At 31.5% G+C, this 20,564-nt stretch carries 21 protein-coding genes; 5 read left to right on the top strand and 16 right to left on the bottom strand.

Annotated features, from left to right (window positions below; all coding sequences use genetic code 11):
* Nucleotides 1-144 precede the first annotated feature (144 nt).
* Nucleotides 145-1,566 (top strand): L-serine ammonia-lyase, encoded by a 1,422-nt coding sequence (locus M890_RS0102305; RefSeq protein WP_028281972.1) that lies wholly within the window; start codon nucleotides 145-147, stop codon nucleotides 1,564-1,566.
* A gap of 4 nt (nucleotides 1,567-1,570) precedes the next feature.
* Here the strand turns inward: M890_RS0102305 and M890_RS0102300 are convergent, their stop codons facing one another.
* Nucleotides 1,571-2,023: a 3-methyl-2-oxobutanoate hydroxymethyltransferase gene (locus tag M890_RS0102300; protein ID WP_028281971.1), complete on the bottom strand. Its 453-nt coding sequence runs from the start codon at nucleotides 2,021-2,023 to the stop codon at nucleotides 1,571-1,573.
* 107 nt (nucleotides 2,024-2,130) lie between these two features.
* Between M890_RS0102300 and panB the strand changes: the two genes are divergently transcribed.
* The 3 genes from panB to M890_RS0102285 all read left to right on the top strand — a co-directional run bounded on the left by panB (nucleotide 2,131) and on the right by M890_RS0102285 (nucleotide 5,213).
* Nucleotides 2,131-2,949: a 3-methyl-2-oxobutanoate hydroxymethyltransferase gene (gene panB, locus M890_RS0102295; protein WP_028281970.1), complete on the top strand. Its 819-nt coding sequence runs from the start codon at nucleotides 2,131-2,133 to the stop codon at nucleotides 2,947-2,949.
* 53 nt (nucleotides 2,950-3,002) lie between these two features.
* Nucleotides 3,003-3,698, top strand: a complete 696-nt coding sequence (locus tag M890_RS0102290; protein ID WP_028281969.1) for an RluA family pseudouridine synthase — start codon at nucleotides 3,003-3,005, stop codon at nucleotides 3,696-3,698.
* A 144-nt stretch (nucleotides 3,699-3,842) separates the two neighbouring features.
* Nucleotides 3,843-5,213, top strand: a complete 1,371-nt coding sequence (locus tag M890_RS0102285) for an aldehyde dehydrogenase (protein ID WP_028281968.1) — start codon at nucleotides 3,843-3,845, stop codon at nucleotides 5,211-5,213.
* A 10-nt stretch (nucleotides 5,214-5,223) separates the two neighbouring features.
* Here the strand turns inward: M890_RS0102285 and M890_RS0102280 are convergent, their stop codons facing one another.
* The 9 genes from M890_RS0102280 to M890_RS16975 form a co-directional block, all read right to left on the bottom strand.
* Nucleotides 5,224-6,045, bottom strand: coding sequence for a sensor histidine kinase (locus M890_RS0102280; RefSeq protein ID WP_028281967.1), 822 nt, complete (start codon nucleotides 6,043-6,045; stop codon nucleotides 5,224-5,226).
* Complete coding sequence (locus M890_RS16690) at nucleotides 6,042-6,428, bottom strand: hypothetical protein (protein ID WP_157243247.1); 387 nt, start codon at nucleotides 6,426-6,428, stop codon at nucleotides 6,042-6,044. The genes M890_RS0102280 and M890_RS16690 overlap by 4 nt, the downstream gene beginning before the upstream one ends.
* A 321-nt stretch (nucleotides 6,429-6,749) precedes the next feature.
* On the bottom strand, nucleotides 6,750-7,454 hold the full coding sequence (locus tag M890_RS0102270; protein WP_028281965.1) for a hypothetical protein: 705 nt from the start codon (nucleotides 7,452-7,454) through the stop codon (nucleotides 6,750-6,752).
* A 9-nt stretch (nucleotides 7,455-7,463) separates the two neighbouring features.
* Nucleotides 7,464-7,964, bottom strand: coding sequence for a hypothetical protein (locus tag M890_RS0102265; RefSeq protein WP_028281964.1), 501 nt, complete (start codon nucleotides 7,962-7,964; stop codon nucleotides 7,464-7,466).
* 120 nt (nucleotides 7,965-8,084) lie between these two features.
* On the bottom strand, nucleotides 8,085-8,801 hold the full coding sequence (locus tag M890_RS0102260) for a hypothetical protein (protein ID WP_028281963.1): 717 nt from the start codon (nucleotides 8,799-8,801) through the stop codon (nucleotides 8,085-8,087).
* Between the two features lie 5 nt (nucleotides 8,802-8,806).
* Nucleotides 8,807-9,166: a hypothetical protein gene (locus M890_RS0102255; RefSeq protein ID WP_028281962.1), complete on the bottom strand. Its 360-nt coding sequence runs from the start codon at nucleotides 9,164-9,166 to the stop codon at nucleotides 8,807-8,809.
* Nucleotides 9,167-9,237: 71 nt separating this feature from the next.
* Complete coding sequence (locus M890_RS0102250; RefSeq protein WP_028281961.1) at nucleotides 9,238-10,773, bottom strand: YifB family Mg chelatase-like AAA ATPase; 1,536 nt, start codon at nucleotides 10,771-10,773, stop codon at nucleotides 9,238-9,240.
* 46 nt (nucleotides 10,774-10,819) lie between these two features.
* On the bottom strand, nucleotides 10,820-12,697 hold the full coding sequence (locus M890_RS0102245) for a CocE/NonD family hydrolase (RefSeq protein WP_028281960.1): 1,878 nt from the start codon (nucleotides 12,695-12,697) through the stop codon (nucleotides 10,820-10,822).
* Nucleotides 12,698-12,763: 66 nt separating this feature from the next.
* Nucleotides 12,764-12,898: a hypothetical protein gene (locus M890_RS16975; protein WP_262496318.1), complete on the bottom strand. Its 135-nt coding sequence runs from the start codon at nucleotides 12,896-12,898 to the stop codon at nucleotides 12,764-12,766.
* Nucleotides 12,899-13,016: 118 nt separating this feature from the next.
* Here M890_RS16975 and M890_RS0102235 point away from each other — a divergent pair, with 118 nt between their 5' ends.
* Nucleotides 13,017-13,502, top strand: coding sequence for a hypothetical protein (locus M890_RS0102235; protein WP_028281959.1), 486 nt, complete (start codon nucleotides 13,017-13,019; stop codon nucleotides 13,500-13,502).
* On the opposite strand, the gene M890_RS16680 is transcribed toward M890_RS0102235, so the two are convergent.
* The 6 genes from M890_RS16680 to M890_RS15665 form a co-directional block, all read right to left on the bottom strand.
* Nucleotides 13,492-13,656, bottom strand: a complete 165-nt coding sequence (locus M890_RS16680) for a hypothetical protein (RefSeq protein WP_157243246.1) — start codon at nucleotides 13,654-13,656, stop codon at nucleotides 13,492-13,494. The genes M890_RS0102235 and M890_RS16680 overlap by 11 nt on opposite strands.
* A 103-nt stretch (nucleotides 13,657-13,759) precedes the next feature.
* The gene (locus M890_RS0102225; protein WP_028281958.1) at nucleotides 13,760-14,719 is read right to left on the bottom strand and encodes a YheT family hydrolase; all 960 of its coding nucleotides are present in this window, start codon (nucleotides 14,717-14,719) and stop codon (nucleotides 13,760-13,762) included.
* Between the two features lie 11 nt (nucleotides 14,720-14,730).
* Nucleotides 14,731-16,353: an adenine deaminase gene (gene ade / locus M890_RS0102220; protein WP_028281957.1), complete on the bottom strand. Its 1,623-nt coding sequence runs from the start codon at nucleotides 16,351-16,353 to the stop codon at nucleotides 14,731-14,733.
* A gap of 55 nt (nucleotides 16,354-16,408) precedes the next feature.
* Nucleotides 16,409-18,811 (bottom strand): protein-disulfide reductase DsbD family protein, encoded by a 2,403-nt coding sequence (locus M890_RS0102215; RefSeq protein ID WP_084553536.1) that lies wholly within the window; start codon nucleotides 18,809-18,811, stop codon nucleotides 16,409-16,411.
* Nucleotides 18,811-20,148 carry a tRNA lysidine(34) synthetase TilS gene (gene tilS / locus M890_RS0102210; RefSeq protein WP_028281955.1) on the bottom strand — a complete coding sequence of 446 codons (1,338 nt, stop codon included), beginning with the start codon at nucleotides 20,146-20,148 and terminating at the stop codon, nucleotides 18,811-18,813. Before tilS ends, M890_RS0102215 begins: the two co-directional genes overlap by 1 nt.
* 128 nt (nucleotides 20,149-20,276) lie before the next feature.
* Nucleotides 20,277-20,519: a four helix bundle protein gene (locus M890_RS15665; RefSeq protein WP_232219117.1), complete on the bottom strand. Its 243-nt coding sequence runs from the start codon at nucleotides 20,517-20,519 to the stop codon at nucleotides 20,277-20,279.
* Between the last annotated feature and the right edge of the window lie 45 nt (nucleotides 20,520-20,564).

Here is a 20,564-nt window from a genome sequence, read left to right as displayed (position 1 = left end):
TTACGATGACAATAAGTCAATGATTATGCCATAACATACTGACTGACATGATGGCAGAAATCTATCAAAATTGAAATGGTTTTAATTATTATATCTGTAACAAAAAACTATATTTGTCGCTCAATACTAAAACGATTTAGTGATATGGAGTGTATTTCGGTTTTTGACATGCTAAAGATTGGTGTAGGACCTTCTAGTTCTCATACTTTAGGACCTTGGCGTGCTGCAGAACGTTGGATTTATGAACTAAAAGAAGCTAACCTTTTTGACAGTCTACAAAAGGTAACCATCGACCTATACGGTTCTTTATCTTTAACTGGTAAAGGTCATGCTACAGATTTAGCAGTTATGTTAGGTTTAAGTGGTGCAGATCCAGAACGTATACCAACGGATACTATTGACATCATCATTGCATCCATTAATAATACCTCAAAATTAGTTTTAAATAACGAGCGTATTATTCCGTTTACTCCCAAATCAGACATTATTTTTAATAGAGCTTTTTTACCGTTTCACGCTAATGGCATTAAGTTTACCGCTTTTGCGGAAACCGAAATCCACACATCCACCTTCTACTCTATTGGTGGTGGTTTTGTTATAAAAGAAGAACGTACGGTCGATGCCGAAAATAAAGAATTAAAAAAAGAATTTCCGTATCCTGTTGACAAAGCAACCGAGTTGTTAGCGTTTTGTACAAACGAAAATAAAAGTATTTCTGAAATAGTTTTAGAAAACGAACGCTCTCTTAGAACCGATGAAGAGATTGACTTCGAGTTACATCGTATTTGGGATACCATGCTTGACTGTATGTTTATTGGTTGTCATACTGAAGGTAACTTACCTGGAGGATTAAATGTAAGACGTCGTGCTTTTGACACACACAAGCGTTTAAACATTGAAATGCCTTATACTACACCTCAAGAATGGTTAGAAAGCATTAGAAACAGTGAAGTTAAATTTAGACAAATATTAAAATGGGTAAGCTGTTTTGCTTTGGCTGTAAATGAAGTAAATGCTTCACTTGGTCGTGTGGTTACTGCACCTACTAATGGAAGTGCAGGTGTTATACCAGCAGTACTTATGTATTATATGGTTATAGAAAACCATGATGCAGATTTTGAAGACATTAAAAAATTCTTGTTAGTAGCTAGCGAGATTGGTAGCATCTTTAAAAAAGGAGCCACCATTAGTGCTGCAATGGGTGGATGTCAAGCCGAAATTGGTGTATCTTCTGCTATGGCTGCAGCAGCCTTATGCGAATTGCTTGGTGGTAGTCCAGAACAGGTCATGATTGCAGCAGAGATTGCAATGGAACATCATCTTGGGCTAACCTGCGACCCTATTGGAGGATTAGTACAAATCCCTTGTATAGAACGTAATAGTATGGGAGCAATTAAAGCCATTAATGCAGCCGAATTAGCCTTAGATACCGATCCTAAAAACGTAAAAGTCCCTTTAGATAAAGTGGTTGACACCATGTGGGAAACTGCCAAAGATATGAACACTAAATATAAAGAAACTAGCGAAGGTGGATTGGCTGTACGCGTTAATATGGCTGATTGTTAACCGTTTATTCTTGGCATTTTGATCTAGTATCAACTAGATAAAATATTTTCCACTCTTGATTAACTTTTAGTAATTGAAACGAGTTTACGCCACAATGACTAAGTTTGTCATTATACCAAAATTGATAAGGCGTCCAAACATTTGCCATATTACCATCAATTTGCACACTATAGCTTAACAATTTTTCAGAAAACGTATGGTCTTTTGGAATAGCAACAATCAGTTTTATAAAATCAGAAAAATTAGTGGTCGTTAATTCCAAATTACCATTAGTATTTTCACTTATTGATTGCATAACAACAGCTTTATACACAACGCTTTTAATTAACACAGAATCCTGATTATGAAACCCTTCAAAAAAAGTTGTAATGGTTTCAATTGCTTTTTCTTGTTCATCATTTTGAGATACACAAAAACTACTAAACATTATAAATAATACTAGACTAAATAGTTTCATAAAAAAATATTACAATTATTAGCTAAATATAAGTCTTTCAAAATAAATTAAAATTTAGAATAAGCCTTTAATTTAGTACATTTACATTCTATAATAAATAACAAAACATGTCTGTAGCAAAAAAAGAATATAAACGCGTTACCGTTAAATCATTAGTAGAAATGAAAAAAAATGGAGAAAAAATCTCCATGCTAACTGCCTACGACTATACTATGGCTAAAATAGTAGATGGTGCAGGTACAGACGTTATTTTAGTTGGAGATTCTGCCAGTAATGTAATGGCTGGACATGAAACAACATTGCCTATTACCTTAGACCAAATGATTTATCATGCATCGTCTGTTGTACGTGCTATTGACAGGTCTTTGGTTGTTGTAGATTTACCTTTTGGTAGTTACCAAAGTGATCCAAAAGAAGCTTTAAGAAGTGCTATTAGAATCATGAAAGAGTCTGGTGGACACGCTGTAAAACTAGAAGGTGGTAAAGAAATTAAAGAGTCCATTAAACGCATCCTTAATGCTGGAATACCAGTCATGGGACATTTAGGTTTAACACCTCAATCCATCTATAAATTTGGAACTTATACTGTAAGAGCTAAAGAAGAACAAGAAGCAGACCAACTAAAAGAAGATGCACTTATGCTAGAGCGCATTGGATGTTTTGCTATTGTACTAGAAAAAATACCTGCAAAATTAGCACAAGAGGTTGCACAAAGCGTATCAATACCTGTAATAGGTATTGGAGCTGGAAATGGTGTTGATGGTCAAGTATTAGTGTTACATGATATGATTGGTATGACTCACGAGTTTAACCCTCGTTTTTTACGTCGCTACATGAATTTATTTGAAGACATGAGTAAAGCGATTGCCCAATATGGTGAAGATGTTAAAAGTAGCGACTTCCCTAACGATAACGAGCAATATTAAAAACGGTTTAGTAACCCAAATCGTTTTATTAGACTAATTATCAATATTACTAAATGTCAAAAGTTTTATCTAATAAAGACAACCTTCAAGTTATTTATGAAGACAACCACATTATTGTAGTTAATAAGCGTGCTGGAGACCTTGTACAAGGAGATAAAACAGGAGACAAACCCCTAAGCGATGTCATTAAAAATTACATAGCAGAAAAATACAATAAGCCAGGAAATGTATATTTAGGAACTGTCCACAGATTGGATAGACCAACCACAGGTTTAGTTATATTTTCAAAAACAAGTAAAGCCTTACCAAGATTAAATAAGCTGTTTGTATCCAAGGATATTTCTAAAACCTATTGGGCTTTAGTAAAAAACAAACCCGAAAAGGAAGCTGACACATTAATACATTGGTTAAAAAAGAATCCAAAAAACAACAAGTCAACAGCTTACATAAAAGAAGTCCCAGATAGTAAAAAAGCCATTTTGCATTACAAAATAATTAAAAAGCTGGACAACTATTACTTACTAGAGGTTAATCTGGAAACAGGACGTCATCACCAAATACGCTCGCAACTATCAAGCATTGGATCACCAATAAAAGGTGATTTAAAATACGGATTTGATCGTAGCAACAAAGACGCAAGCATAAGCTTACATGCAAGAAACATACAATTTACACATCCAGTCTCTAAAGACGAATTAAACATTACAGCACCTTTACCCAAAGATCCTATTTGGGATGCTTGTTTGTAGGTATTGGGCGTTACCACAAGGGTCGTGTCATCCATTATATCTTTTTTTGCCATATATGGCAGCAAAAAAAGGATGCCATTACTACCACTAACGCATGAGCAGCAAACCAATAAAATAGTTTATCTTTAATTTTAAAACACAACGATGATTCCGGAATTATTAAACAATCAAAAGACGTATTTTAAAACAGGTAAAACATTAAGTGTTTCTTATAGAAAAACACTTTTAAAATCACTATTAAATCAATTAGAATCTAGAGAGCAAGATATTATAGATGCCTTATATAACGATTTTAAAAAACCAGAATTTGAAAGTGTTTTAACTGAAACCGCTATTGTTATTCAGGATTTAAAACTTACTATAAAAAAATTAAATAAATGGGCAAAACCAAAGCGCGTATTTCCTGTATTATTAAACTTTCCGTCTTCTGATTATTTGTATGCAGAACCTTATGGAAGTGTTTTGATAATCGCACCTTGGAATTATCCCTACCAATTAGCTTTAGCACCTCTTGTTGGTGCAATTGCAGCAGGAAATACAGCCATTTTAAAACCTAGTGAGTTAACACCACACACCTCTGCATTAATTAGCGATATTATTAAAACTGTTTTTAAACCAGAGCATGTTACGGTCGTACAAGGTGGTGTAGAAACCTCAACTAAATTACTGGAACAACATTGGGATTATATTTTCTTTACAGGTAGTGTTGCAGTTGGTAAAATAGTTGCTAAAGCTGCTGCTCCAAACTTAACTCCTGTAACCTTGGAGTTAGGAGGGAAAAATCCGTGTATTATAGATGATACAGCAAATATAAAATTAGCTGCAAAACGCATAGTTTGGGGTAAATTTGTAAACGCAGGCCAAACGTGTATAGCACCAGATTATGTTTTAATACATGATAGTAACAAAGCAGCTTTTTATAAAGCTATGCAGCATGAAATACAATCAGCATACTCCACTACTCCAAAACAATCTAAAGATTATGCTCGTATTATAAACCTTAAAAACTTTGAGCGTTTATCAAAAATGTTAGTTAATCAAAACTGCATTATTGGTGGACAGACTGATGCTTCTAATTTGTACATTGCTCCTACTGTTATTGATGAGCCTCTACTTGACAGCGAAGTCATGAAAAATGAAATTTTTGGACCTATACTTCCTGTGATTTCGTACAAAAAAGATTCGGAATTAGAGACTATTATTTTATCGTATAATAAACCTTTAAGCTTATATGTATTTAGCACAAATTCCGCGAAAGCGAAACAATTAATACAAAAATTCTCGTTTGGTGGTGGTTGTATAAATGATACCATTGTACACTTTGCAAACCATAGATTACCTTTTGGAGGTATTGGTAATAGTGGACTTGGTGCTTATCATGGACAGTATACTTTTGACACCTTTAGCCATAAAAAAGGGGTTGTAAAAAAAGCAAATTGGTTGGACATACCTGTACGCTATGCACCTTATAATGGAAAATTAAACTTTGTTAAAAAGGCTCTTAAATGGCTATAATAATAGCTTTTTAAGATTGTTTTATAAAAGGGTATTCTAATTGTAACTTAACACCTTCTCCTGGTTTTGAAGTCAAATTATAGGTTGTATTAATAAGTTCGGCACGACTTTTCATGTTTAATAAACCAGAACCTTTTTCAACTGTATCTGTATCAAAACCTTTACCATCGTCTGTTGCGACTAAAAGTAGTTTATCTTCTAAATAATTTAATGTTACAGTAAGGTTTTTTGCGTTGGAATATTTAACTGTATTGGAAAAAAACTCTTGTAGAATCCTAAATATAATAATCTCGTGTTTTTTATCATTAAATGGAACAACATCACCTTTAACTTGTAATTCTGCCGAGGCAAACTTCATTTTTTTAAGTCGGTTTAACTCGTTGGTAATTGACTGTTCAAAACCAATATTTAGTATCACTTCATTATTTAATGATCGCGATAACATCCTAACTTCCTTTAAACTTTGTTTTACAAAATCTGAGGCTTCAGTAAAGTTTTCGTTTCCGTCAACATTTAATTTAGTTTTAAGAATATTAAGTTGCATGCTTGCAGCTGCTAATAATTGCCCAACATTATCATGAAGCTCCCAACCAATATTTTTTAGTGTTTGTTCTTGTATTTCGGTTTGGGCATTTGATAGCTCTAAATCAAATGCGCGTTGTTGTAAAATTTTATCTAATAGTAGTGAGTTTTTTCTTTTTTGAAATACAATAAAAAATAATACAACCAAAGTAGTGACTACAATTAGTACTCCAATCATGTATATAAGTAAATAGCGTTCAGACTCTGAAGAGGTTGGTTGTGTTTGTATAAGATTTAAAATATTAATCATTTATTTTTTTGTGGTTTAGAAGCTATTAATCCCAATACAAAACAAGTATACATAAATATATTAGCAAATAGAAATACGCGACGTTTTAAATTTGCAAAATCCCAGTCTGCAGTAGTATTGTAAGTTTCGTAAAAAATAATTGGAGTTGTTATTAGCCACCATAAAAATAACCCAAAAGTAGCATAAACAGCAAATGATTTTGATAGATTTAAAAGGTCGTCACTTTTAAGCAACTCTAAACAAAATAGCGTTACACATAAAAATATTATTAAAGCGTCTAAAATAAAATAAAACGTGTGATGAGAATTAAAAAAGGCGTTGTAATTAAATACTACGTGTACAATAAAAATTAAAACATATAACAAGCCTAGGTATTTAATCACAGTCTTAAATTGTTTAATTTTAAACAAATTGTAATAGTAATATAAGATAAATACTATACTTCCAAATAACCAAAAAACATTATACCACAGTCTTGTCGTTACCCCTAACTGTCTTACAAAGTGCACTAGTGTATTGGATTTAAGGTAAGTTAAAACAAAACCTACAAACTCTACAAACACTATGTAAGCTAAAAAAAATATAAAAATTTTTGTAGCTGTACTTTTGTGTTTTTTAAATAAAACAACTCCTGTTACAAGAGCAAAAAATTCAAAAAAGTAATTAATAAAATTGAAGTTCTTGGTTAGAAAATCTATCATATATTATTTTTCATGAGGCTTTGATATTAATAATCCAAATGCATAAGTCAAATACATTAATATATTTGAAAACAAAAATATTTGCCATTTTAAGATTACAAAGTTCCAATCTTCTTCAGAATTATACACGCCATAAAAGAGCACTGGAGTGGTTATTAACCACCAAAAAAACAAAGCTATGCTTATGTAAAAGTTTAATAATTTATAAAAATTTAGCAACTTATCACTTTGTAATAATTCGATAAAATAACAGGTTGTATAAGTAATAATAGATAAAGCTGCTAAGACACTTATTAAAGGTAAAAAACCTTTAAAAAACTGGTCTATATGACATACAATATAGATTATAGAAATTAGTAAACTTAATACGCCAACGACTAACACTATTTTTTTATGTATTTTATTTTTTAAAATTTTATGATAATAAAACATAAAAAATAAAATGCTTGCAAGAATATAAAAAATAGTAAACAGCCAATAATTATATCTAAAAACGGACTGCTCTACAATTTTTAACCATTCAAAGGTATTATAAAACGAAGGATACTCGCCTACCAAATCAATAATAAATACATAAACTAAAAAGTAAATAAAGTATTTTCCAGAAGTAAACTTGTATTTTTTGTAACAAAATACTGCAACAAGCACAGCCAACAACTCAATACTATGAGTTATTACACTATAATTTTGTCTTAAAAATGTTTCCACTATTACGGATTAATGAGGATAATTAGAGTTTGGAGGATTACCAGCTGTTCCCATATTTAAAGGATTAGCTCCTTCAATATCATTATTAGCAGAAGCTGTAAACCCTTTACTGCCTTCAACCATTTGCAGCTCTCCAGTTGGCACCATAAACATTGTAGTATATCCTACTTGGTTTTTAACCGTTGGATAAGCTCCTAAATAAATTCTTAATCCGCTCATGTTATATCCTAAACTATCAGATTGATTTTTAGCATAATCTATATAATTAGTAACATCATCTAAAGACCACCAACTAGAGCGATTATCTGGACGTTTTACAATACTATCGCTAATTAAAGTATGCCTAGAATTGTAGGTAGAATCTAACACAATTGCTTGAGTTGGTGTAATTACACCTCTTGGCTTAATAACTGGGTTACTAATGTGAGAACCATCTAAATTATTCATGTAAAAGTACATTAATAATGCACCAATAATTAATCCTAAGATTAAGCTTCCTAAGTTTTTCATATGTTTTTAAGTTGATTAATAGCGTTTTAAAAGTACTAAAAAAAAATTAGTTAACTATCTTTTAATAAAGAAACTATCTTGACTGAAATATTATTAATTATATTAAAAATAAAGCGTCTTTTAATCCAACTTAATTAAACTTTCTGGTTCAGAAACTATAAAACCAATAGCAAATGAGATATACATTATAAAGTTTAGAGATAAGTAAATTTGCCACTTTAATAAAATATAATTCCAATCACTATTTACCATGTAAACATCATAAAAGGTTAAAGGTGTCACAACAATCCACCAAATAAAAATAGCTATTGCAACATAAAAATATAGGAACTTATAAAACTTTATAATTTTATCATTAAGTAGTAATTCGATAAAATAAAACACACTACAACTTAATATTATTAAGGCTCCTAATATTTGAACTACTGGGAAAAATTGAGAGAAAAACAAATCACGATTAAATACTATATAAAGTATAGAAAAAATTGCAAATCCATACGTACTATACTTTAATATACTACTAAACAATCTGTTATGAATTATTTTTTGAAACAATAGCGAAAACAATACTATACCAATAATATCAAAGGTAATCGTATACCACCAATAATTTTGTCTAAATAATGAATTATAGATTGGCTCTAAAAAACTAAATTTGTGATAAACTGAAGAATAAGTACCAATTATCTCAATAATCAAAAAGTAAATTAATACTTTGACAAAAAAAGTAGCAGGTGTTCCTTTATGTTTCTTGTAAGTTACAAGACCAGAAACAACTGCTACTAAAATGAAGAATTTAGTTAAAATACTGTAATTGTCCTTTAAAAATTCTTCCATAATAATTAATTTGGATAGCCAGCTCCTGGAGGCATTCCTCCTTGTCCTCTATCTATTCCATCTGCACCTTTAATATCTATGTTTTTACCATTAACATCTTCTGTTGGCACCATAAATATTGTAGTTAAGCCTTTAGGATTAGCTTTATCGGTTTGTACACCTAAATAGCATCTAACACCATTTACATTAGTGTTTTTGTCTTTTATCATTTTAATAAAAGCTTCCATATCTTCAAGAGAATACCACGAAGACCTGTTATCTTCTTGTTCTGCAGCATTGTTATTAGCTTCTTGACGCAGTTTAGTCCATGCGTCACTTAATATTTCAGCTTCGCTAGCCGAAATTTTTCCAGTTGGTTCTGACATTTTAAAATTTGGTTTATAGTTATTAATAGCTTGACCACGAAAGTACAGAAAATCTATTAAACTTTAAACAATTATCCTAGCCAACCATCTCTATCTAAACTTCTGTATTGGATGGCCTCACTTATATGATTTCCTTTAACGTCCACACTACCTTCTAAATCCGCTATTGTTCTAGAAACTTTTAATATTCTGTCGTACGCTCTAGCGGAAAGATTTAAGCGTTCCATTGCTGTTTTAAGTAATTGTTTTGAAGCGTCTTCAAGCTTACAATACACCCTAATTTGTTTAGTAGACATTTGAGCATTATAATGGACATTTTCTAATTCAGCAAAACGTTTTGTCTGTATTTGTCTTGCAGTAGTAACACGTTTCCTAATATCAACCGAAGATTCACCTTTACGTTCTTCAGATAATTTTTCAAAAGGTACAGGTGTAACTTCTATATGTATGTCTATTCTGTCTAGTAATGGTCCAGAAATCTTACTTAAATAGCGTTGCATTTCGGCTGGACTACTTGTAACAGGAGCATCAGGATCGTTAAAATAACCACTTGGACTTGGATTCATACTAGCTACCAACATAAAAGAGGATGGATATGTAACAGTAAATCTAGCTCTAGAAATGGTTACTTCTCTGTCTTCCAAAGGTTGTCGCATCACCTCTAAAACGCCTCGTTTAAATTCTGGTAATTCGTCTAAAAATAAAACACCATTGTGTGATAAAGATATTTCACCTGGTTGTGGATACGCTCCTCCGCCAACTAAAGCAACATCACTGATAGTATGATGTGGACTTCTAAAGGGTCTTTGAGCCATTAACCCTGAATCTTTAACACGTCCAACAACACTGTGTATTTTAGTGGTTTCTAACGCTTCATGCAAAGTCATTGGTGGCAAAATACTTGGCAGACGCTTAGCTAACATAGTTTTTCCTGCTCCTGGAGGACCAATTAAAATAATATTATGCCCACCTGCTGCAGCAATTTCCATGCAACGTTTTATAGATTCTTGACCTTTTACATCACTAAAATCAAATTCTGGAAAGTCTAAGTTTTTTTCAAACTCTTTTCTTGTATCAATTATAGTTTGCTCTAAAGCTTCGCCTTTATCAAAATAATTAATGACTTGTTTGATATTTTCTACTCCATAGACTTCCAATCCATCAACAATAGCAGCTTCTTTTACATTTTGAATGGGTAATATAAAACCTTTATAGCCTTCTTCTCTAGCCTTTATAGCTATTGGTAAAGCACCTTTTATTGGCTGTAAGCTTCCATCTAAGGATAACTCACCCATGATTAGAAAGTCTTCTAAATTATCTGCTGCTATCTGTTTAGATGCAGCTAAAATACCCATTGCCAAAGTCAAGTCATAAGCAGAACCTTCTTTACGAAGGTCTGCTGGTGACATATTAATAATTATTTTTTTTCCAGGAATTTTATAACCATTATTTTGTAGTGCTGCTGCAATCCTAAAATTACTTTCTTTAATCGCGTTGTCCGGAAGACCTACAAGATGGTAGCCAATACCACTATCTATATTTACTTCAACGGTTATTGTTGTGGCTTCGACACCAAACACAGCGCTTCCAAAAACTTTTCTTAGCATAAAATGGTTAGTTTAGTTACTAAATGTAGGAAAAAGTTTCAATATTTTACTTTAAAACTGAAAACTCTATTGCAGAATCATTATAAACCTTATGTGTTTGTGCTTTAAAATCCGACGCTTTTGCTTCAAAAATATTATCTACATAGGTTTGTGGATTAATATCTATATAAGGAAAAAATGTACTTTGTACTTGTACTTGTATTTTATGGCCTTTTTTAAATGTGTGTAACACATCTTGCAGCTTAATGTTAACCGCTGTTTTTTGGTTTGGTTCAAAAGGTTCTGGATTAGTCATACTGTTTCTAAAACGTCCACGCATGGTTTCGCTTCTAACCATCATGTGATAATTACTTAGTTTTAAATGGTCTTGTACATCGTCAGTGTTTTCTGTGTCTGCAGGAAAAACATCTATAACTTTTACAATCCAGTCTGCAGATGTACCTGTTGTTGACACTTGTAATTTGGCTAAAATATCTCCAGCTAAAGTAATGTCATTTTCTAAAACTTCAGTTTCAAAAGTTAAAACATCGGGACGTCTTGATGCAAAACGCTGATCGTCGGTCATAAATTTACGTGGCGTAAATACCACTTTTATATCTTCCGTGTATGGTATAGGCTTTTTAGGATCACTAATAAAATCGCTAGTCGCTATCATACGATTTGCTTTTTGCGTTAAACGCTGATTTGGTTGCATAAAATAGCTTTCTTTAACGCTGTTTTCTGGAGGCCAAGCCGTAAAATCTGACCATTGTTTGGTTCCTGTATTAAAAAAGTGAGCTTCTGGTAAATCCACTGTACCATCTGCTTTTTCTTTTAGGAAATGGTTAAAGAATTTAGTTTCGATATTCTTCTGAAAGTAATCAGAGATACTATCTCCAAAATGAATGTTACCCACTACTTGACGGTCATTACTTCTTGCCCAATCCCCATGACTCCATGGTCCAAAAACAACACCATTATAGTTGTTGCTATTTTTTTCGATAGACTTATAAGTATTAAAAGGACCATATAAATCCTCTGCATCAAATAAACCTCCTACGACTAGCGTCGCTGGTTTAATATCTTTTAAATGCTGAATAATGCCTCTACTCTGCCAAAATTCATCATAATTAGGATGGCTCTTTATTTGATTCCAAAATACATTCTCTTCTCCAAAATATTTATTTAAATTACTAAGCGGTCCAGCATCTAAAAAAAATTGGTATTGATCTTCTGTTCCAATTTCCGGAAACTTATACCAAGCCTCAGTAGTAGGTTTATCCTTCATGTACCCAAATAAACTAGTCGCTCTCCAATAACTTAACAAAAAAGCTCCATTATGGAAAAAATCATCAAAAAAGAAATCACTAATACAAGCCTGAGGCGATGCTGCTTTTAAAGCAGGATGCCCTGACAATGTTGAATAAGTTGTGTAAAAACCAGGATAAGAAATTCCCCAAGTACCAACGTTTCCGTTATTGTTGTCAACGTTATTAACTAACCAATCTATAGTGTCATACGTGTCACTAGCTTCGTCAAATTGTTTGTCCGTTTTATTTGGGATAAACGCACGCATATTATCGTAAACTCCTTCGCTATTCCAACGTCCTCTAACATCTTGATAGACTATAATATTCCCTTCTTTCATTAAATATTGATTAGGTCCAATTGAGGTTTTAAACTCATTTTCGCCATAAGGTCTGCAACTATAAGGTGTACGTTGCATTAAAATTGGATACTGTTTAGAAGTATCTTTAGGTGAATAAATAGTGGTATGTAATTTTACACCATCACGCATAGCAATAGAGACTTCTTTTTTATTGTAATGTTCTGCAACAATAAAAGTGTCTTTTGCTTTTTTTGTGGTAGTGGTGTCTAATTTTAATTGGTCTTTACAAGACGAAAATACTAGCGTTATGGCTAATAAAAGAAGGATACGTTTCATTAATTTTTTGATTTAAAAAAACTAAAGATAGGTATTTTATTACTAAACTGAAACTAGAGTTGTAGGCTATAAATTAGTTATAAACTGAAGCATTCGTTTTTCCGAATAATAGGTGTTTTGTTCATCATAAAAACCAACATGTCCACCATATTTAGGCATTTCTAAATAAAAATTAGCATTTTGTTCTGCTATAAGCAACAAGAATCATGAAAAATTTAAAAATCATAAGAAATAATGTTTTTTTACAAGCTGATAAATTCTTTTCATCAGTAAATACTATTTGTTATATATTTATAAACTATTTAAAAAAGCTACTAAAATGAAATCAAAAAATCAAACTAAATATGATGAATGGAAGGAGTATCTAAATAGCACAAAAGAAAAATCAGATTACTCTTTAAAAAGAATGGATTTACTAGTGATTTCTATTAGTAGTGGTGGACTATATGTGATTTTTGGAACCATTAAAGAATTTAAAACAGGTAAAATACTAGTTGAAAACTCATACTTACTGAGTATTGCAGGGATATTATTACTAAGTTCAATAATTGTAAATTTCTTTTCTCAATTAAGTGGTTATTATGCAAATCATTACGAAGAAATATATATTTTCAATGAATTAGAAATACTGTCTAATGAATCTTTGAAAGAGATTGATAAAGAAAAAATTAATACAAGACAAAAAACTAATGATTCATTTGTAAAAACATGTAATCAATTCACTGATATTTTTAATTTTATTTCAATTATAACTATGATAATAGGAATATCATTTTTAACTGGGTTTTTACTATCTATTTTTTAGGCCTATTTCCTGTTTTTAAACCTTTAGTATTGCCCGCACCTTCTCTAGTCGTTTTACCAAGATTAACCTTGTTGCCTTGGTTTTTAGAATTCTTGTTTGACTGATTGGATTTATTACTTCCTGTTTTCTCTTTATTGTTATTTTGTTTTCCCATCGTTATAAAAATATAAAATACTCTTTAATTTAACATTTTTTTGTCTTGTAAATTTATAAGTTTTAATTAATACTTACCTAATTAAAAAACAAATAGTTACCAACTATAAATTATTTATAAACTGAAGCATTCGTTTTTCCGAATAATAAGTGTTTTGTTCATCATAAAAACCAACATGTCCACCGTATTTAGGCATTTCTAAATAAAAATTAGCATTTTGTTCTGCTTCCTGAATCGGGTAACATTCTTTTGATAAAAAAGAATCGTTTTGTGCATTTATCAGTAAAGTAGGAATTGAAATGTGTTTTAAATACTGCAGACTACTAGATTGCTCATAATAATCATAAGCATCTTTAAAACCATGCGCTTTAGAGGTATACACATCATCAAAATCTTTTAGAGTTTTGACAGCACTCAAATCTTGATTGTTTATTTTTTGAGGAAACAACTGTTGTTTCCCTACTAGTTTACTTCTCAAATTTCGTAGAAACTTCTTGGAGTACACATAGTTTTTAGACGACATTAGTTGCTCTAAAGACCCTTTTAAATACACAGGAACAGATACAGTTACTGCTGCTTTAATTTGTTTTGGCAAATCTGATGTTTCACCTAAATACTTTAAAATAACATTACCACCCAAGCTAAATCCATTTAGGTAGATGGTGTCATAATCAAACTGAGTCGTAATGTGTTTTATAACTGAAGCTAAGTCGTCCGTCTTTCCTGAATGGTAAGATTGAAACGTTTTGTTTACCTCTCCACTACACCCTCTAAAATTAACACAAACCGCATCCATATTATTTTGGTTAGCTATTTTAGCAGATCCTAACATATAATGGCGTTGTGCATTTCCTTCTAAACCGTGTAAAACCACTAATAGTTGTTTAGTATTATTACCAGCATAACTCCAATCTAAATCTATAAAATCAGTATCTGGTAAAGTAATACGTTCTCGGCTCTGAGTCACACCTTCTACTTTACGTAATACACCTGAATAGATCGTTGAAATATGCCCATTTCTGAACATGAATTTGGGTTTGTATGTGGATTTTAGGATTGGCATATTTTAAACTTCTAAACTTCTAAACTAGTAAACTCAAATTTTCCGCCATCAAACAAGCCTTTATCACTTAATTTTAGTGAAGGAATTACTAATAATGCCATAAACGACAAGGTCATGTAAGGTGCATTTAATGTTGTACCCAATTGTTTTGCAAACGCGTCTAATTCCGCGTAAGCGTGACCAATAGTTTCGGCATTTTTATCACTCATAATTCCGGCAACAGGAAGCGATACTATTTTTTGATCTGTATTTGAAACTGCACAAATACCACCTTTGTTTTCAATTATTAAATTTACTGCTTTACAAATAGCTTCATCACTTACACCAACTGCAATAATATTATGAGAATCATGTCCAACAGAACTTGCAATTGCACCTTCTTTTAAACCAAATTTTTTAATAAATGCTAACGCTGGCTCATCATTTTTATAACGGTTAACTACTGTCATTTTTAAAACATCCGTTTCTGTATTAGATACCAAGTTTCCGTTTAGGATGGTTGCCTCTTCAGTTAACTGGTTAGTAACCAATTGACCTTCTAAAGCTTCAATAACACGTATTTGTTTGGCTGTACTTTCGACTTTAAAATCTTCAATCGTTTTAATTTCAGTATCAAAATTATTAAGATTTTCAAAATCTACGTGTTTTACTAAAGACGTTCCGTTATCAAACACTAACTCACCATTTATATACGTTTGTAATGTTTTAAAATCTTTTAAATCTTCAACAATAATAAAATCTGCGACATCATCTTTTTGTAATAATCCAACATCTAAATTGTAATGTTTTACAGGATTGACACAAGCTGCTTGCAACACTTTAAACACATCAATATCTTTTGCTACTGCTCTAGCGCAAAGGGCGTTTATATGATTTAATAATAAATCATCTGGATGCTTGTCATCACTACAAAACATCATGTTTTGATAATGCTCAGGTAATAAATCTATTAAAGCTTCAAAGTTTTTGGCAGCACTACCTTCTCTAATCAAGATTTTCATTCCCTTTTGAAGCTTTTCTAATGCTTCATCATAAGTAAAACATTCGTGATCTGTACTAATTCCTGCTTTAATATATTTAGTAACATCATCACCTCTTAAACCAGGTGCGTGACCATCTACGGGTTTGTTATAGTGTTTTGCCCACGCTATTTTTTTAAGTACTTCTTCATCATCAAACAACACACCAGGATAATTCATCATTTCGGCTAGATACTTAATATCTGGGTTAGCCATAAGCGTTTTAATGTCATCAGAATCTATAACTGCTCCAGCCGATTCAAAAGTAGTTGCTGGCACACAACTTGGTGCTCCAAAATTGAATTTAAACGGTGTTTTCTTACCGTTTTCAATCATAAACTCCACTCCTTTTACGCCTAAAACATTTGCTATTTCATGCGGATCACTAACCGTAGCAATAGTCCCATGTTTAACTGCTATTTTAGCAAACTCTGATGGGACTAACATCGAGCTTTCAATATGGATGTGTGCGTCTACAAAACCTGGTAATATGTAATGTTTTACATCGTGTTCTTTTTCAGTAATAGATTGTATTTTACCTGAGTTAATAGTGATTTCGCCACTAAAAATGCGTTGGTTTTGTATGTCTACTATTTGTCCTTGGATTGTTTTCATGTTGTACTATATAACAGTAAAAAAAATCCTGCGATTGCAGGATATTTTTATTCAATTAAAAATTATTAATTCCTTCTTTTAACCAATTATAATAGGTATCGGAATCTGGTGTGTAAGCTACAGGAGTATTTAAATTCTGCTCGTTGTGATCCATCAATACATAATAGGGTTGTGTATTAGATTTGTATTTAATGGTTTGAAATTCGCTCCACTTTTGACCAATATATTTAAGTTTTTTACCTGGTCTTAATTTAGAATCTACAATTTCGTCTGCTTCTAATTCTCTTTTATCATCTACATATAACGAGATTAAAACCACATCATTTTTTAAAACATTTAAAATGTTACCTTTTGGCCAAACGTTTTGTTCCATTTTTCGACAATTAACACAAGCCCAACCTGTAAAATCTAACATCACTGGTTTATTCACTTTTTTAGCATAAGCTAAACCTAAATCATAATCGTTAAAGGCTAATATATCATGTGGTGCTAATAAATGTGCTCCTTCTGGTAAATCCTCATGAGAAGTACTTGCACTTCCTCCTTTTGAGTTACCTACTCCGTAAGGCGACTCGCTATAATCTAATGGTGGAGGAAAAGCACTAATTAGATTTAGAGGTGCTCCCCAAAGTCCAGGAATCATATAAATAGTAAACGATAATACAATCAATCCAAGACTTAATCTACCTACTGAAATGTGTGGTAAAGGCGAATCATGTGGTAATTGTATTTTACCGAAAAGATATAATGCCAACGTCCCAAAAATAGCTATCCAAATAGCTATAAAAACTTCACGTTCTAATAAATGCAATTGTAATACTAAGTCTGCTTGAGATAAAAATTTAAACGCTAAAGCTAACTCTAAAAACCCTAAAACAACTTTGACTGTATTTAACCAACCTCCTGATTTTGGTAACGAGTTTAACCATCCTGGAAACGCTGCAAATAATGCAAATGGTAACGCTATTGCGGAAGAAAAGCCAAGCATACCTATGATTGGTGCAATACCTCCTTTAGAAGCAGCTTCTACCAATAATGTACCTACAATTGGTCCTGTACATGAAAATGAAACGATTGCTAAAGCTAATGCCATAAAAAAGATACCAATAAAACCACCTCTATTAGCTTGCGAGTCAACTTTATTTGCCCAAGAATTTGGTAGCATAATCTCAAATGCACCTAAAAACGAAAAAGCAAATACAACTAACAATCCAAAAAAGATAAGATTAAACCAAACATTAGTCGCTAATGCATTTAATGCATCTGCACCAAAAATAGCTGTAACTGCTGTACCTAAAAGTAAATAGATAGCTATTATACATAATCCATAGATTATTGCATTTTTAATACCTGAAGCTTTACTTTTACTTTGCTTTGTAAAAAAACTAACTGTCATAGGTATCATAGGAAACACGCAAGGTGTTAACAACGCTGCAAATCCTGATAAGAATGCTATAAAAAAGATACTCCATAGTCCTTTAGAACCATTATCTACATTTGTAGTATCCAAAGTTGTATTTGTATCTTGTAATGCTGTACCGTCTAAACTAATATCTAAATCAACAAAAGCAGGAGCTAAACATTTTTCGTCATCACAAGCTTGATAATACGCTTCGGCTTGAATAGTGTTTAACTTAGGATTTAAGACTTCAATTATTTGAGTAAAAACTGCTTGTTTTTCAAAATATTTTACATTCATTTGAAAAGCATTTTCAAACTTTTCAACTGTTTCAGATTCTTTTAAATCACCTATTAATTTAAAATCTTTAGTTTCATTTTTAAACGTAATCTCAGTAGGTATTGGTCCCATTGGATCTTTGTTATCCTGAGAATAAATATGCCATTTTGGATCTAAAACAGCAGTGTATGTTAATTGATATTGTGTATCACTTAATTTTTTAAATCCAGTTTTCCAACTTACTGGATCTAATATTTTAGATGTTGGATTAAATATATTTTCAGTAGATATTAAAGCGTTAACTGTTTCTGTTAAAGGTTTTGCTTGGTTTAGATTAAAAACAATTTCTTCAAACTCATAAATGCATTTAGAGTCATCACAAGCTTGGTAAGCAACTTCACTTTTAATAGTTTTTTGCTCTGGATTTAATAATTTGATTTTTTGAGCAAAAGTTGCTTCGCCATCAAAAAAGGTTAAATCCATTTGGAACACCTTATCAAATTGCGTTATAGATTCGCTTTCAAACGCTTTTCCAATAAGCTCAAAGTTGTTAGTTTTATTTACTGAATCGTAAACAAACTCCGTTGGCAACGCTCCTCCTTCATCCAAATGTTGAGAATATAAATGCCAATGCTCTTTAATGTTTGCCTTATATACTAAAACATAGTCTTGATCGGATATTTTCTGAATCTCGTTACTCCATTTTACTGGTTTTAACACTTGTGCATTTACATTAAATACAGTGATAAAAAACAGTATAAAAGCGGTTATATGCTTCATTATGATAATTTAATTTTTAGTATTGATTTGGTTTGATTGGTTACTTTAAATCTATCATCTGCACGATGATTAATAACCCAAACAATTTTATCTTGACTACACAATAATAACACCTTTTTCTTGTCTAACAAAGACAACTTTTGATCTTTAAAATATTTGCTAAGTTTCTTTTTACCTTGCATGCCTAGAGGGTAAAAATAGTCTCCTTCTTTCCAATGTCTAACAGTTAATGGTAATTTTAACTTTTCTTTATCAATAAATACTGTTGTGCTGTCAGATTTTTCAAGAATTTCTACCGTTTTAAATGATAAAATCCCTAATGACACAGCTACCTCGTCTTCAAAATTATTGATTATAACTGAGGTTTCATTATCATACTGACTATCCTCCGTTTTTAATTCACTTAAAATTAAAGTATCTCTATTTTTAAGTAGTTGATGTGTTGCAGAAAATACTTGTTTTCCACTTTGTGCAGTCAACAAATTAACAATATCTGTCCATTGTGTAAATCCGTAGTCTTTAAAAATTTCATATAAATATGCTTTAGGATTATTAACTTTAATAAACTCTGATATTTTATAACTTATTTGAGTATTATCAATATCAATTATTGCGCGTTTTAAAACCGCTTGCACACTTTCTTCAACGATATCTGCTGTATCATTTAGATTATTTAAGGTGTTTTTAAAATTGGTTAAAACATTGCGATTTAAAGATTTTAAAACCGGAATAACATCATGTCTTAACTTATTACGCAAGTATTTTGTAGACGCATTACTACTATCTTCTCTCCAAAGTATTTGATTGGACACCGCAAATTCTTCAATTATTTCTCTAGAGAATGGCAACAATGGTCTTACAATATTATCATTTACTTCCGGAATCCCTTTTAAACCCTCTAAACCTGTTCCTCGAGTCAGGTTAATCAAAAAAGTTTCTAAATTATCATCTGCATGATGTGCAGTTAAAATATAGTCAAAACCCAACTGTGTTGCTAATTCCTGAAACCAATCATAACGCAACGTTCTTGCAGCCATTTGGATGGATTCTTTATTACTTTCGGCGTAAGCCATAGTATTAAAACTTTCGGTAAAAATCTCTAAATCTAAACTGTCTGCTAAATCTAGAACAAATTTTTGGTCTCCATCGCTTTCTATTCCTCTTAAATTAAAATTACAATGTGCCAAAGTAATATTTAAACTTGATTGTTTACATAAATACGTTAAAATAACACTGTCCAAACCTCCTGAAATAGCAAGCAATAGTTTACTGTTTTTAAGAAAAGGAAGTGTATTGTTTATGTGATTTTGGAAGTGTTCTATTAAGTTATAAGGCATAAGTAAAAAGGCATAAATTATACTGCCAACTTTTTGATTAAGGCGTTAAGCATTTTTTCTATTTGTAAAGACAGGTCATTAACATCATTTAAATCGTTGCTTTTTAAAAAATTTAGATTAATTGCAATTTACAACTGTGTCTGCATTTCGTATAATGATCCTCTAGAAATATTTAAAAACCGAACATATTCCTTAGTATAATTACGACCATAACCTTCTGCTATATTAGATGAAACAGAAACAGCGCTTCTTTTTATTTGCGAAGTCAAGCCATATTTTTCATCTTCAGGAAATAGCTTTAATAAACGATAAACATGAGTTACCATGTCTACTGATTTTTGCCAAACTATCAAATCTCTGTAATTCTTCATTTACCAAATTTACGCTTTTTTAATGTTTCCGTAATACTTAAAACA

The sequence above is a fragment of the Olleya marilimosa CAM030 genome (genome assembly GCF_000518485.1).
GTDB classification, from domain to species: Bacteria; Bacteroidota; Bacteroidia; order Flavobacteriales; family Flavobacteriaceae; genus Olleya; species Olleya marilimosa.
This window is presented reverse-complemented; position numbering and strand designations above follow the sequence as displayed.

What these genes read in the sequence shown, in the direction of transcription:
- M890_RS0102305 (WP_028281972.1), top strand. Translation starts at nt 145, where the DNA reads ATGGAGTGTATTTCGGTTTTTGACATGCTAAAGATTGGTGTAGGACCT.
- M890_RS0102300 (WP_028281971.1), bottom strand. Translation starts at nt 2,023, where the DNA reads ATGAAACTATTTAGTCTAGTATTATTTATAATGTTTAGTAGTTTTTGT.
- panB (WP_028281970.1), top strand. Translation starts at nt 2,131, where the DNA reads ATGTCTGTAGCAAAAAAAGAATATAAACGCGTTACCGTTAAATCATTA.
- M890_RS0102290 (WP_028281969.1), top strand. Translation starts at nt 3,003, where the DNA reads ATGTCAAAAGTTTTATCTAATAAAGACAACCTTCAAGTTATTTATGAA.
- M890_RS0102285 (WP_028281968.1), top strand. Translation starts at nt 3,843, where the DNA reads ATGATTCCGGAATTATTAAACAATCAAAAGACGTATTTTAAAACAGGT.
- M890_RS0102280 (WP_028281967.1), bottom strand. Translation starts at nt 6,045, where the DNA reads ATGATTAATATTTTAAATCTTATACAAACACAACCAACCTCTTCAGAG.
- M890_RS0102265 (WP_028281964.1), bottom strand. Translation starts at nt 7,964, where the DNA reads ATGAAAAACTTAGGAAGCTTAATCTTAGGATTAATTATTGGTGCATTA.
- M890_RS0102260 (WP_028281963.1), bottom strand. Translation starts at nt 8,801, where the DNA reads ATGGAAGAATTTTTAAAGGACAATTACAGTATTTTAACTAAATTCTTC.
- M890_RS0102255 (WP_028281962.1), bottom strand. Translation starts at nt 9,166, where the DNA reads ATGTCAGAACCAACTGGAAAAATTTCGGCTAGCGAAGCTGAAATATTA.
- M890_RS0102250 (WP_028281961.1), bottom strand. Translation starts at nt 10,773, where the DNA reads ATGCTAAGAAAAGTTTTTGGAAGCGCTGTGTTTGGTGTCGAAGCCACA.
- M890_RS0102245 (WP_028281960.1), bottom strand. Translation starts at nt 12,697, where the DNA reads ATGAAACGTATCCTTCTTTTATTAGCCATAACGCTAGTATTTTCGTCT.
- M890_RS0102235 (WP_028281959.1), top strand. Translation starts at nt 13,017, where the DNA reads ATGAAATCAAAAAATCAAACTAAATATGATGAATGGAAGGAGTATCTA.
- M890_RS16680 (WP_157243246.1), bottom strand. Translation starts at nt 13,656, where the DNA reads ATGGGAAAACAAAATAACAATAAAGAGAAAACAGGAAGTAATAAATCC.
- M890_RS0102225 (WP_028281958.1), bottom strand. Translation starts at nt 14,719, where the DNA reads ATGCCAATCCTAAAATCCACATACAAACCCAAATTCATGTTCAGAAAT.
- ade (WP_028281957.1), bottom strand. Translation starts at nt 16,353, where the DNA reads ATGAAAACAATCCAAGGACAAATAGTAGACATACAAAACCAACGCATT.
- M890_RS0102215 (WP_084553536.1), bottom strand. Translation starts at nt 18,811, where the DNA reads ATGAAGCATATAACCGCTTTTATACTGTTTTTTATCACTGTATTTAAT.
- tilS (WP_028281955.1), bottom strand. Translation starts at nt 20,148, where the DNA reads ATGCCTTATAACTTAATAGAACACTTCCAAAATCACATAAACAATACA.
- M890_RS15665 (WP_232219117.1), bottom strand. Translation starts at nt 20,519, where the DNA reads ATGAAGAATTACAGAGATTTGATAGTTTGGCAAAAATCAGTAGACATG.